Consider the following 13,703-nt stretch of genomic DNA (forward strand, 5'->3'; position numbering starts at 1 on the left):
ATTTCTGTAAAATAAAAAGAGCAAGTATTTTTTTAATAATTAATCCATGCCTTTTAGTTTTAGCTATTGAAAATAGCCTGAATCAAAGAAAATAAACGTTAATTTTCGATTAATCATCCTGAATTGTAGTTATGTTGCACGGCAACGGAGATAGGTGTACGCGATTGAAGGTAAAACATAAATATGCCGGAGGTGCAGAAATTTGTTCCCAAGCTGGGAATAGATTTTCAGTGAAAATTTCTCATATAATTGAAGAAGAACAAAAAACAGCACTTTATTTATTGGCACTATATTTTGACAGGAAATTTTAAATTTAAAGAAAATGAAAAAAATATTCTTAAGTATAATTCAATTTACGATTGCTACTATAGCAATTTCACAAAACACGTATGTACTGGATAAAAACCATACAAGTGTTGGATTCAGTGCAACTCATTTTGGAATTTCTCACGTAGAAGGCAGATTCAAAAATGTAGAAGCAACTATTAAGGCAAGTAAAGATGATTTTACGGATGCGGTTATTGAAATGACTGCATCTGTTAATTCTATAGATACAGACATTGAAATGCGCGATAATGATTTGAAAAGTGAAAAATGGTTTAATGCAGCGCAGTATCCTACGATTGTTTTTAAGAGTACTTCATTTAAAAAAATAAACGATAAAAATTATAAACTCGAGGGCAACATTACAATCCGGGGTATAAAAAAGCCAATAACCTTTGATGTTGTTTATAATGGCAAGGTGTTGAACCCGATGAGTAAAAAGAACTCCGTAGGATTTACCATTACAGGAAAACTGAACCGGAATGATTTTGAAGTAGGTGCCGATTCACCTACTGCTGTAGTTGGCAACGAAATTGAATTGAGATCAAATGCTGAATTTATTGTTAACTAATCCCAATGAACGATGTAATTTAATATGGAACGATGTTGGCACGATAATTTAGCATCACAGAAAAGATGGTTCTACATTTAATAAAATTTTAAAAACAAATTTGCTATGGAAACAAAAAATGATTTCGAAAAAGACACTGATGATAAATCAGTACCTAATAATCCCCAAAAACGGATTCCAACAAAACCTGATAAGAATCCTGATCCAACGAAACCAATTCCGGGTCGTGAACCTGAAAAAATTGATCCAACACGTATCGACGAACCTTCAAAAACTGATTCGACATATATAGATGAGCCTTCAAAGCCATCGAAAAAATAAAATGGATAGGATTATTGATAAATACAAATAACATGGACACAATTTTAAAATCAATAGAGAAAAGGGGTTTTTTTATCGCACTTTTTCTTGTGATTGCTATATTTATTTCAATGAATGCATTTGATTCTCAGGGGCCGCATGGAGGTAGGATTGAAAAGGCGGAAAATTATTATATAGAACTGAAAAATCCAGGGAAAGACTTATATATCTACTTGTTAGACGGGAAATTAAAAACAGTTAATAGTAAAGGTATTTCCGGTGAAGTGAGATTGTTTTTCAGGGATAGTACTACGTTAAATATTCAGTTAAAGCCTACTGCCGATAGTGCGTTTGTTGCTGAGGCAATTTCGGATTTTTATGCTTGTGATATTAGCTTTAATGTATTTGGAAAAACTGTTTCTGCAAAATTTGATAATCCAGTCCAAGTGGTGGATAAAGGTTTGAAAAGAAAAGGTAAGGAAAGATAAAGAGTGACAAAATCCATCAAATTTTTGTTTAAAAAATGCCCCAAAAAATAATTGATGCATTCTGCCATCCGGCTTAATTAGAGTTAAGCTGGTTTAAAGCATTGTATTAGGTCATAAATCATTTCAAATGAGATGTCATTTAAGATAAAGAATACCCGGATTAATGAATGGGTGAAGAGATTACTAACTAAAACCTCCGATTTATCTCCTGTTTTTTAGCTTTTTTCATCAAAATATCGCCATTTTCTTCATTTTTTTGGCAAAATCTCAAAAAATACCCCTTTATTTTTATAATATCTCCCCTAATCTTATAACTTTGCGCACCTTATTTTACCATATATAATGGCCGGTAAAAGAAAATATATTATTTCATTCAGTGGCCTGAGTCTTGGTAAACATGAGTACGAGTATAACCTTACCGATAAGTTCTTTGAAGCGTTAGAATATTCTGAAATTAAAAAGGGAGATGTTCGGGTTGATGTGCGGCTTAACAAACAGTCAACCATGCTCATACTCGACTTTATTATACGCGGCGAGGTAACAGTGCCTTGCGACCGTTGCGGGGATGATTGCCAGGTAAAGATCAAAGGGGAATACCAGTTGCTTGTAAAATATGTTGGTACAACCGATCTTAATGAGAAGCCTGAGGAAGACATGATAGCGCTATCCGCCAACGATGGTGAACTGGATATCGCCCACCAATTGTATGAATATACGATACTCTCGCTTCCCGCGAAACGCGTTCATGAAAAACTGTTGGAGTGTAACCAGGAAGTGATAAAGAAATTAAAGGAAATTGAATTAGCTGAACAAAATCAAAGTGTTGACCCGCGATGGGACAAGCTTAAAGACATTAAGTTTAACAATTAAAAATAAAGTAAAATGCCAAATCCCAAACGAAGACATTCCAAAGCAAGAACAAGATCGAGAAGAGCTCATTTTAAAGCTCACGGAAGCGCTTTAACTACTTGTCCGACTACCGGGGAAGTACACCTTACGCACCGTGCCTATTGGCACGATGGAAAACTTTACTACAAAGGTAAAGTGGTAATGGAAAAGGCTGCTGCTTAATTAAGCAGGATGTTGCCATCTTAAAATTGTTCCGGTTATCCCTGAAGGAATTAATCTTCTCAAACTGCAATTATTGATGAACATTGGTATTGATGCTATGGGAGGCGATTTTGCCCCTGATGCGGCTGTTTCAGGAGCCGTGTTAGCTTTCAAAGAACTTCCCAAATCTGTCCGTCTTGTTCTCATCGGCGATAAAGAACAGATCATCCCGATCCTTACAAAAAAGGGCGTTGATCCCGCCGATTTTGATATTGTTCATTCCACCGAAGTTATTGCTATGGGTGAACATCCTACAAAGGCTTATTCTCAAAAACCCAACTCCACAATTTCAATAGGCTTTAAAATGCTTAAGGAGGGAAAGCTTGATGCTTTTGCCAGTTGCGGCAATACCGGGGCAATGTTGGTAGGCTGCATGTTTACTATTAAAAGTATACAAGGCGTTATTCGTCCATGCATCACATCATTACTCCCAAAATTCAAAGGCGGTTTCGGTATCATCCTCGATGTGGGGACCAATGCGGATTGTAAGCCCGATGTACTATACCAGTTCGGAGTTTTAGGTTCGTTATACACAAAATATGTTTATGGGATCGAAAACCCTAAGGTTGGTTTGCTGAATATTGGGGAAGAGGCGGAAAAGGGAAACCTCGTATCCCAGGCCACTCACACATTAATGAAAGATTCCAATGATTTTAATTTTATCGGTAATGTTGAAGGCCGCGATATCTTTAACGACAGGGCCGATGTAATCGTATGTGATGGATTTACCGGCAATGTAGTGTTAAAAGAAGCTGAAGGATTTTATTATATGATAAAGAAGCGTGGCATTAAAGATGAATACTTTGATCGGTTCAATTATGAGAATTACGGAGGCACACCGGTTCTGGGAGTTAATGCCAACGTAATTATTGGTCATGGAATATCAAACGATACAGCTTTTAAGAACATGGTATTGTTGTCAAAAAATATTACTGAAGCCAAACTGGCCGAAAAAATTAAACAAGCATTTACATAACAATTCCTTCTGCCTCAGGCGGAAGGTCAGGAGGGTCCTCATGACTAAAATAACAGCTGCCATTACCGCGATAGGAGGATATGTTCCGGATTATGTACTCAGTAACCAGGAACTGGAAAAGATGGTGCCCACTACAGCCGATTGGATAGAATCCCGTACAGGCATCAGGGAGCGGAGGATATTAAAGGGAGAGGGTTTGGGAACATCGGATATGTGTGTGAAAGCCATCGAAGAGCTTTTGAAAAAACGCGGAATCTCTGCACTCGATATAGATCTTGTTATTATAGGAACAGTAACTCCCGACCATGTTTTTCCATCCACGTCAAATATTGTATGTAATAAAATCGGTGCAAAAAATGCCTGGGGATATGATATATCTGCAGCCTGCTCGGGATTTGTTTTTTCACTTGCTACAGGTTCGCAATTCATCGAAACCGGCAAATACAAAAAGGTTATTGTTGTGGGTGCCGATAAAATGTCGGCCATTATAGATTACGAGGATCGTTCTACCTGTATTATTTTTGGAGATGGAGCCGGAGCGGTTCTGCTCGAACCCAATACCGAAGGGTTAGGAATAATCGATTCAATCCTTCATGCTGATGGATCAGGTGCGCAATACCTGCATCAGAAGGCCGGCGGATCAGTGAAGCCTCCTACGCATGCTACTGTGGATGCGAAAGAACATTACGTTTACCAGGAAGGGCAGACTGTTTTCAAACAGGCTGTTGTTGGCATGGCCGAAGTTTCAGCTAAGATAATGGAGCAGAATAAACTTACTTCAGGAGATATAGCATGGTTGGTTCCTCACCAGGCCAATAAACGCATTATTGATGCCACGGCGAACCGGATGGGTCTTACCCTTGAAAAAGTGATGTTGAATATTCAAAAATACGGAAACACAACAGCCGGCACGATCCCTCTCTGTCTTTGGGATTACGAAAAGCAGTTGAAGAAAGGCGATAATATAATTATTTCAACATTTGGCGCCGGGTTCACCTGGGGTTCAATTTATTTGAAGTGGGCGTATAATTCTTAAAAGTGACTATTTAGTATAGTCCCCAAATTATTGTTAAATTCAATCGAATAATCAAGCAATCGTTTTAAATTAAAAATTGGCACATATGAAAATAACTGAAATCCAGGATCTGATAAAGTTTGTTGCTAAATCGGGTGTTAGTGAAGTGGAGCTTCAAACCAAAGACATAAAGATCATTATCAAAACAAAGAACGGCAGCGTTAAATATGCTGAAACTCAGGTTATACAGGCTACTCTTCCTTCAATAACTACACCTGTTTCGCATATTGCCGCTCAACCGGCACAACCTGTTGCCACATCTTCAACCCAGCCGGCGGCAGAGAAAAAATCTGTAACATCAGCAGATGATTCGAAATATGTAACCATTAAATCACCAATGATCGGTACTTTTTATCGGTCTCCGAGCCCTGATAAGCCCCCCTTTGTTAATGTGGGAGATGAAGTGACTGTCGGTAAGCCCGTTTGTATTATTGAAGCTATGAAGTTATTCAATGAGATTGAAAGTGATGTAAAAGGGAAGATTGTAAAAATACTGGTGAATGATTCTACTCCTGTGGAGTATGATCAGCCATTGTTTTTGGTGGATCCCAATTAATTGTACAAATAGTGAATAGTTGCGAATTTACGAATGGACATGTTGGGCTTTTCGCAAATCCGTGAACATTTGTTATCCGCACCAGTTTAAAAAAGGGAAAAATGTTTAAAAAAATATTGATTGCCAACCGTGGTGAAATTGCCTTGCGTGTGATACGTACCTGCAGAGAAATGGGAATACAGACCATTGCTGTGTATTCAACTGCCGACAAGGAAAGCTTACACGTTAAATTTGCCGATGAAGCTGTTTGTATCGGACCTCCTTTGAGCAAAGACTCCTATTTGAATATGCCGAACATTATTTCGGCAGCTGAAATTACAAATGCAGATGCGATTCATCCCGGTTATGGATTTTTATCCGAGAATGCGAAGTTTTCAAAAATATGCAAGGAGCACGATGTGAAATTTATCGGCGCCTCTCCCGAAATGATCGAATCCATGGGCGATAAGGCTTCCGCCAAATCAACCATGATAAAAGCAGGTGTGCCTTGTATTCCAGGATCAGAAGGGTTACTTATTGACCTGGAAGATGCAAAAAAGGTTGCTAAAAAGATCGGATATCCTGTTATTATGAAAGCTACTGCAGGGGGCGGAGGTAAAGGAATGCGTATAGTTTGGGAAGATTCGGAACTTGAAAAAGCATGGACCACAGCCCGTCAGGAAGCTGCCGCTTCTTTCGGCAACGATGGAATGTATATGGAGAAATACATTGAAGAACCCCGGCATATTGAAATACAAATTGTAGGCGATCAGTACGGGAAGGCATGTCATTTAAGTGAGCGTGATTGCTCAATTCAGCGCAGGCACCAGAAATTGGTGGAAGAAACCCCTTCTCCTTTTATGACCAAGGAATTGCGTGATGCTATGGGCGAAGCTGCTATAAAAGCCGCTATGGCTGTGAATTACGAAGGTGTTGGAACGGTTGAATTTTTGGTGGACAAGCACCGGAATTTCTATTTCATGGAAATGAATACCCGTATCCAGGTTGAACACCCGATCACCGAAGAAGTAATTAACTACGACCTGATCCGCGAGCAAATATTGGTAGCCGCCGGGGTCCCAATCTCCGGAAAAAATTATTATCCGCAATTACATGCCATCGAATGCCGTATAAATGCGGAAGACCCATTCAACAATTTCAGGCCTTGTCCCGGAAAAATCACTACGCTTCATACACCAGGTGGCCATGGTGTTCGTGTAGATTCACATATTTACGCAGGTTATACTATCCCTCCGAATTACGATTCAATGATCGCTAAGTTGATCACTGTTGCCCAAACCCGCGAGGAGGCTCTCGCAAAAATGCACCGCGCGCTCAGTGAGTTTGTTATTGAAGGGATTCAAACAACAATCCCGTTCCATTTACGATTGATGAAGAATGAGGATTTCATTAAGGGAAATTACACAACTAAGTTTATGGAGTCGTTTGATCTGAAGAAGTGATTTTTTATAATTGTTAAACGGGTTGCTTCTTGAATCTGGCAGCTTCTATCATCCTGCAATTTATTTGAATTGCATTACAAAACGTTTAACTTTATCTGTGATAGGCGTAGCTCCTAATCTTCTAGTGTAAGCTAATAAAATTTGATTTGACCCTCTTAATGCCGTTAATATGAATATTTTTCATTTTAAACTTTCATTAAAGCAGAACTATTTCACATGGTGTTGTTTGTTTATCTTTCTTATAAATCAGACTTATTCACAAGTGCCCGTTATCCGTTGGGATAAAACCATTGGAGGCATTAATGACGACAATGGATATAGTATAGTTTCACTTCCTGATGGAGGTTTTGTTGTCACTGGCAATTCATCTTCCCTTCCCGGAGGAAATAAGACAGCCCCTTCCATGGGAGGATGGGATTATTGGGTAATACGTCTTGACTCTACGGGAAAGTTGATATGGGATAAGAGTTATGGTGGAATAAAAGATGATGGTTTCCAGGTTACCTCTGGGATTTTCCTTCCGCAGGATAAGGGTCTTCTCCTTGGGGGTTTTTCCAATTCCAATCCCGGCGGGAACAAAATCTCTCCACTCAAATCGATCAACGACATCTGGCTGATTAGGCTCGATTCGGTGGGGAACAAAGTTTGGGAAAAAAGTTTCGGCGGAAGTAATTATCCCAGCTCTTCGACGAATTACCTCAAATTTCTGCAACTGAAAGATGGGAATATACTTATTGGTAGTAACATCACGGGGTCGGGAGGAGATATATCACAACCCAGCTTTGGATATTATGATTACTGGATCATTAAAATAGATATGAACGCAAATAAAATCTGGGATAAGCGTTTTGGAGGCAATCGTGACGATTACCTTTCAGATGTTCTGGAACTTAAAAACGGGGATTTATTACTTGGGGGATATTCTTATTCAGATGCCGGGGGAGCAAAAACTAATCCTAATCAAGGAGGAGTGGGTTCTGTTTATGGTGACTACTGGGTAGTCAAAACAGACTCAACTGGAAAAAAAATCTGGGACAGAACCTATGGAGGGACTCAGGGTGATTATTTATCCTCTATGTGCAAAGTCTCAGATTACTCTATTCTGCTTGCCGGACAATCTAGTTCAGGTATAGGGGGAAATAAAACCTCGCCCAATTATAGCGGAGTTGATTACTGGGTTATTAAAATAGATACTTCAGGCGGAAAAATTTTTGAAAAAACGTTTAATTATAGCAATGGGGATAATTTAATGACTATTGCGCCCCTGTATAATAAAAGCTATCTGCTATCTGGTTTTACTCATAGTCTAAGTTTAAATGACTGGGAGTTTTACATCATAAATATTGATTCTCTCGGGAATAAAAACTGGGAAAAGATAGTCGGAGGCTCAGGAGAGGAAATACTTAAGGGTGCTATAGCTTCGCCGAATGGTTTTGTTCTCACAGGTTCTTCTACCTCACAGACGGGGAAGGACAAATCTGAAAACAGTTTTGGTAAAAACGATGCATGGGTGGTTAAGTTCTGCATTCCTCCTGTTTCCAGAATTACTGTAAATGGGGACAGCGTTCTTTGTCTAGGGAACTCCACAATGCTGGAAGCTCCTCAGGGAAATTATATATATTCCTGGTCAAACGGCGCAAAGACGCCTTCTATATCTGTAAAAGATTCAGGAAGTTATTTTGTTATTGTTTCTGATTCGTCCGGTTGCTCCGCAAAATCCACTCCGGTAAAAATAAAAGTTCAGATACCTGCGCAGATAATAGCCAGTGGGCCTCTTACTTTTTGTGCTGGAGGTTCTGTAAATCTTACTGCTTCACAAGGATTTTCATATACGTGGTCTACAGGAGCCCAAACAAATAGTATTAAAGTAACTTCTCCGGGATCTTATGTTGTTACCGTAGCAAGTGCCTGTGGTATTTTATCAGCGGGACCCGTATCGGTCATAGTTAATCCATTGCCCGGTGCATCTATATCTCCTTCCGGTAATGTGTATACCTGTTATAATAATCTTCCCCTTCTCGCTGCGGGGGGAGGTGTTTCCTATGTTTGGTCCACTGGGGAAACAACATCTTCTATCACAGCAAATGATGATATCTCTTATTACGTTATTGCTAAAGATAATAACGGATGTACAAAGCAGTCTTCCTTTACTAATATTTATTTCGATTATCCGGCCTTTTTTACGATCACAAATGGCGATACTGTAAATTGTAATGGTGAAAGTATTTACCTCTCGCCAAATCCCGGGGCGACTTCTTATTCATGGAATACAGGATCCAACATTCCGGTTCTTTCTGTCACACAAAGCGGAACATACCAGGTAACCATAAGTAATCAATGTGGAACAACGACTTCTCTTCCTCGGAAAATAACATTTTATCCTTATCCGCTTACTTCTATAACCGGGAATCATAGGGCGTGCTCAGGCAGTCCTATACAGCTTAGTGCCCATGGGGCCATGACGTATAAATGGAGCAGCGGAATTTCTTCTTCTGATTCTGTTATTTCTGACATACCTGTGCTAGATAAAAAATATATTGTTCAGGGCTCGAATGGTCCCTGTAGCAGAAATGATACTTTCCTCGTAAAAGTAGATTCATTGCCTCTGGCAGATTTTACTTATACCGTCTACGGTGCAAAAGTAACATTTGGTAATATTTCTAAAGCCTCCGAAAAATTCAAATGGTTTTTTGGCGATGGAAACACTTCTGTTCAAAAGAATCCGGTTCATTTTTATGCTTCTGATAGTATAAGAACATATACAGTATCACTTATTGTATATAGTGACAGTTGCGGATCCGATACTATATCTTATATTTTTAAGGCCGGTCTTGGAGAGGTGAGTACTTTTTCGGGCCGGGGTTTGAGTGGAACATTAGAAGGGCCTCCTAATATTGCAGGCTTTTGCATTCCTATGAGAATCGCCTATTATCCTCGCTCAAAAAAAATCTTCCTCATTGAATCGGCGGGCTTTTGCGGCATGTTCGGATCCACCATCCATATGATAAAACGCTTAGTGCGATTGCGGTAAATAAAAAAGGAGCTGTATTTGTGGCTTCGGGGAATGCTATTTATTATGTTGATACAGTTAAAAAGAATTTAATTGTCTTTGCACAAGGTGCCGACTTTGATTTCATTTCGGGACTGAGTTTTGACCAATACGATAATTTATATGTATGCGATCAAAGTCGCAGAGAAATTAAAATGGTAGACTCTTCAGGCCAGGTATCTTGGATAGCCGGATTTGCCAGTCAATATGGGCATAGTGATGGCTTTGTATATAACGCAACATTTAAATACCCTATCGATCTTTTTATGGATACACTTCAAGATTGTATTTATATTGCCGATGATCAGATGATAAGAAAGATTGATCTAAACAGCAGTTGGGTAAGCACTTTGGCAGGAGATACCATTATAGGTTATGCTGACGGGAAAGGGAAGGCCGCCCGGTTTCGCAATATCACTTCGATATGTGCAGACAAAAACAATAATATTTTTACTGCCGAGCTGGGGCAAGTGATAAGAAGAGTAAGTAATGACAGCAATGTGGTTACAAGGGCAGGTACTACGGTACAAGGTTACAAGGATGGGCCCGCTTCCACCGCTCAGTTTAATGCTCCTTACGGAATTTGCATAGATGAAACAGGTAACCTGTTTGTTTCTGAAGCCGGAAACGATGTTCTGCGGAAAATAAGAGCTCAAAAGAATATTATCAGTAGTATTTCTTCATATTCTATACTTACAGCGAAGAAAAGAATTTCGGTTTATCCTAATCCCTTTGGCGAAACGAGCACGGTTGATCTTTCAGAAATAAAAAAGTCTGTCAACGATAATCTTAGTTTTCATTTATTTAGTGTACTTGGAAAAGAAGTAATGATCCGCAGCAATATTTCCGGCAATAAATTGTTGATCGAAAAAAAAGATATGGCAGTCGGTATTTATCTATATAAAGTAGTGTTGAATGAAAAATGTATTGAAGATGGAAAATTGATTATCCAGTAAATTGGGTAGCTATTTCCCCGCATTCGCAAATAATTCATTTGCCTTATCCCAGTTAACAACGTTCCACCATCCTTCAATATAGTCTGCACGCTTATTCTGATATTTTAGGTAGTAGGCATGTTCCCACAAATCAAGTGCTAAAACAGGTTTCCCTTTAAATTCCGAAACATCCATGAGTGGATTGTCCTGGTTAGGTGTGGAACCGATTTTAAGAGTCTTATTTTCAAGAACATTGTTATCAACTACAAGCCATGTCCAGCCCGAGCCAAAGCGAGTCATCGAAGCTTCGCTGAATTTCTTTTTAAAGTCATCGAATGTTCCGAATGTCTTTTTAATAGCCTCGGCCAGATCTCCTGATGGAAGTCCGCCTCCGCCGGGCTTCATTAATTGCCAAAACAAACTATGATTGTAATGTCCGCCGCCATTGTTGCGTATGGCGGCTGGTTGTTTCGAAATGGCAGGAAACAGGGTTTCAACATTTGGATTCAATCCCGCAAGCCCGGCAGATGCTGCTTTATTTAAATTGTCCACATATGCTTTGTGATGTTTATCATGATGAATCTCCATCGTCATCTTGTCGATATGTGGTTCGAGCGCATCATATGAATAGGGAAGGGTAGGCAATAAAAATGCGCCGCCGGGCTGTTGAAGTTCCTCTTTGTTGATATTCGCGCTAACTTTATTGAGTGACTTAACAAGAGATGAACCTGCCACACCAGCCATAGCTAACAAGGCTCCTTTTTTAATAAAATCTCTTCTGTTTGTATCCATAACATTATACAAAATTTATGAGCACCTGATTTTTTTCAACTGCAGTACCTTTTTTCACATTTATCTTTTTAACAATTCCATCCGTCGGCGATTTTAAAATGTTCTCCATTTTCATAGCTTCCAGTACAATAATCGCATCGCCTTTCTTAACTGCATTTCCTTCGCTCACCCTTACATCAATAACCAGGCCAGGCATGGGAGCTTTAATCTCGTTTACTTTATTGTTATTCAGATTATCTATTCCCAGCGTTTTCAGGAGTTCATCAAACTTGTCTTTTACACTCAACTTATACTTTGTACCATTGACAGTTATTTCAAAAAATTTCTCAATAAGATCAGCTTTCACAACTTCGGCTGTGTAGGATTTATTCCCCAAAATGACATGAAAACTTCCACGTTTTATTTCAATAATATCCCAGCCAACTAATTTGTCGTTTATTTTTCCTTCATTTTGAGAAGTTACATCTACGGCAAATGAATACTTATCATTTACGTTTATTTTATACATGAATTAAAGTTACACTTATTTATTTATCCTTTTTTCGACCTCCCATAAAATACAAGATACTCCGATCCCGATTAACATGCCACCTAATACATCGGTTGGATAATGAACTCCCAGGTACATTCGTGAATATGCCACGGACGAAGCCCACAAAAAAGAAGGGGCAATAACATACCACCTGGGATAAGCAAGACTTAATGAAGTTGCCGTGGCGAAGGCTGAAGAAGTATGTCCCGAGGGGAAAGATAATTTACCTACATTACATTTTTTAGTAATACACGAATTTTCAACAAAAGGGCGCTGCCTTTTAAGGCTGTATTTAAGTGTTGTAGTTAACAATGCAGTTGCGAGTACAGACGAACCGATAAAGTATGCGTTCCTGATTGAAGAAGGATTATTGTGGTAATCGCCGGCGACTAATATACTTACAGGTAATACAATACTGATCGGTGTAACAGACGATGACAACCCCGCATAGAAAATATCTTTATGCAGGTTTTCTCCTGAATTGATCTTATCGAGCAGGCGAATGTCCCGATTTTGAGCATTCGTATTTAGCAAGAGGAGCAATAAATAGCTGAAGAAAGATCCTCTCATTTTATGCCTGTCAAATATGTAAGATCGTAAATCCAGATCAACTAATTTGCTGCCGCAAGTTTGCTTTTATTTTTTTCGTATAACAGGTGTACAATACCATCGGACAAACCTATCTGGGGGACATACATTTTTTCTATTTCGGCTAACCGCATTATGGTAAGAAATATTTTTGACGCGGGCATAATTACATCTGCACGATCAGGTTTAAGCCCCAGCTCACGGATGCGCTCCTCGTAGCTATATGCTTCCAGCAATTCGTAAATTGATTTGAGTTTACTGTAAGAGATAGGCTTGCTTTGTTTTTTGCGGGATAGCGCAAAAAGTTTATTGATATTTCCGCCCGAACCTATTGCTGCCAATGGTTTGTAGCCTTTGGTATTATCCTTTATCCAATCTTTGAACTCGCCCCATAATTCTTTACTCACCTTGTCATGCAGCATGCGTATAGTGCCGATATTAAATGAGCGTGAGACCACAACTTTATTTTTATTGAATAATGTTATTTCTGTGCTGCCACCTCCCACATCAATATACAGGTAGGCGTTGTCGTTGCTTAAATGTTCCGCGATATGATTGGAATAAATAATATCCGCTTCTGTTGAGCCATCTATGACTTCAATTTTTATCCCGGTCTCTTTCTTTATACGATCAATTATCTCGACGCTGTTACTCGCCTCCCGCATTGCTGATGTGGCGCAGGCGCGGTAATCTATAGCATCATAAACATCAATGAGGCATTGAAACGCTTTCATTGATTTGATGAGTTTTTCAATTTTTTTTTCAGATATTTTGCCCTCGAGGAATGCGTCTTCGCCTAAACGGAGAGGGATACGGATAAGTTCGGCTTTTTTGAAGACGGGATCGTGTTTACCATTAAGGACATTGCAAAATAATAATCGCAATGCGTTTGAGCCTATGTCGATAGCTGCAAATTTCAACGTTGTTTAGTTATCAGTTGTTAGTTGTCGGTTGTTGGTGGACAC

At 39.2% G+C, this 13,703-nt stretch carries 15 protein-coding genes; 11 read left to right on the plus strand and 4 right to left on the minus strand.

What is annotated here, in order from left to right; genetic code table 11:
* Positions 1-322 precede the first annotated feature (322 nt).
* The 11 genes from HYU69_02060 to HYU69_02110 all read left to right on the plus strand — a co-directional run bounded on the left by HYU69_02060 (position 323) and on the right by HYU69_02110 (position 10,847).
* The gene (locus HYU69_02060; protein ID MBI2269122.1) at positions 323-895 is read left to right on the plus strand and encodes a polyisoprenoid-binding protein; all 573 of its coding nucleotides are present in this window, start codon (positions 323-325) and stop codon (positions 893-895) included.
* A 105-nt stretch (positions 896-1,000) separates the two neighbouring features.
* A complete protein-coding gene (locus HYU69_02065; GenBank protein ID MBI2269123.1) occupies positions 1,001-1,216 on the plus strand; it encodes a hypothetical protein in 216 nt (71 codons plus the stop codon).
* A 32-nt stretch (positions 1,217-1,248) separates the two neighbouring features.
* On the plus strand, positions 1,249-1,683 hold the full coding sequence (locus tag HYU69_02070) for a hypothetical protein (GenBank protein ID MBI2269124.1): 435 nt from the start codon (positions 1,249-1,251) through the stop codon (positions 1,681-1,683).
* A gap of 342 nt (positions 1,684-2,025) precedes the next feature.
* Entirely contained in the window at positions 2,026-2,553 is a 528-nt protein-coding gene (locus HYU69_02075) for a DUF177 domain-containing protein (GenBank protein ID MBI2269125.1), read from the plus strand.
* A 12-nt stretch (positions 2,554-2,565) separates the two neighbouring features.
* Entirely contained in the window at positions 2,566-2,754 is a 189-nt protein-coding gene (gene rpmF / locus HYU69_02080) for a 50S ribosomal protein L32 (protein ID MBI2269126.1), read from the plus strand.
* Between the two features lie 76 nt (positions 2,755-2,830).
* The gene (plsX, locus tag HYU69_02085; protein ID MBI2269127.1) at positions 2,831-3,769 is read left to right on the plus strand and encodes a phosphate acyltransferase PlsX; all 939 of its coding nucleotides are present in this window, start codon (positions 2,831-2,833) and stop codon (positions 3,767-3,769) included.
* Between the two features lie 40 nt (positions 3,770-3,809).
* Positions 3,810-4,805: a ketoacyl-ACP synthase III gene (locus tag HYU69_02090; GenBank protein ID MBI2269128.1), complete on the plus strand. Its 996-nt coding sequence runs from the start codon at positions 3,810-3,812 to the stop codon at positions 4,803-4,805.
* Positions 4,806-4,890: 85 nt separating this feature from the next.
* On the plus strand, positions 4,891-5,400 hold the full coding sequence (accB, locus tag HYU69_02095; GenBank protein MBI2269129.1) for an acetyl-CoA carboxylase biotin carboxyl carrier protein: 510 nt from the start codon (positions 4,891-4,893) through the stop codon (positions 5,398-5,400).
* A gap of 101 nt (positions 5,401-5,501) precedes the next feature.
* On the plus strand, positions 5,502-6,842 hold the full coding sequence (gene accC / locus HYU69_02100) for an acetyl-CoA carboxylase biotin carboxylase subunit (protein ID MBI2269130.1): 1,341 nt from the start codon (positions 5,502-5,504) through the stop codon (positions 6,840-6,842).
* 226 nt (positions 6,843-7,068) lie between these two features.
* Positions 7,069-9,873, plus strand: a complete 2,805-nt coding sequence (locus HYU69_02105) for a hypothetical protein (GenBank protein ID MBI2269131.1) — start codon at positions 7,069-7,071, stop codon at positions 9,871-9,873.
* Positions 9,816-10,847, plus strand: coding sequence for a T9SS type A sorting domain-containing protein (locus tag HYU69_02110; GenBank protein MBI2269132.1), 1,032 nt, complete (start codon positions 9,816-9,818; stop codon positions 10,845-10,847). The genes HYU69_02105 and HYU69_02110 overlap by 58 nt, the downstream gene beginning before the upstream one ends.
* A gap of 9 nt (positions 10,848-10,856) precedes the next feature.
* Here HYU69_02110 and HYU69_02115 read toward each other — a convergent pair whose 3' ends face one another.
* The 4 genes from HYU69_02115 to HYU69_02130 are packed head-to-tail and all read right to left on the minus strand — an operon-like array spanning position 10,857 to position 13,658.
* Positions 10,857-11,570, minus strand: coding sequence for a superoxide dismutase (locus HYU69_02115; protein MBI2269133.1), 714 nt, complete (start codon positions 11,568-11,570; stop codon positions 10,857-10,859).
* Between the two features lie 52 nt (positions 11,571-11,622).
* On the minus strand, positions 11,623-12,126 hold the full coding sequence (locus tag HYU69_02120) for an acetyl-CoA carboxylase biotin carboxyl carrier protein subunit (protein ID MBI2269134.1): 504 nt from the start codon (positions 12,124-12,126) through the stop codon (positions 11,623-11,625).
* A gap of 15 nt (positions 12,127-12,141) precedes the next feature.
* Positions 12,142-12,720: a phosphatase PAP2 family protein gene (locus HYU69_02125; protein ID MBI2269135.1), complete on the minus strand. Its 579-nt coding sequence runs from the start codon at positions 12,718-12,720 to the stop codon at positions 12,142-12,144.
* A gap of 41 nt (positions 12,721-12,761) precedes the next feature.
* On the minus strand, positions 12,762-13,658 hold the full coding sequence (locus HYU69_02130; GenBank protein ID MBI2269136.1) for an exopolyphosphatase: 897 nt from the start codon (positions 13,656-13,658) through the stop codon (positions 12,762-12,764).
* Positions 13,659-13,703 lie beyond the last annotated feature (45 nt).

The organism is Bacteroidota bacterium, assembly GCA_016183775.1.
GTDB lineage: Bacteria > Bacteroidota > Bacteroidia > JABDFU01 > JABDFU01 > JABDFU01.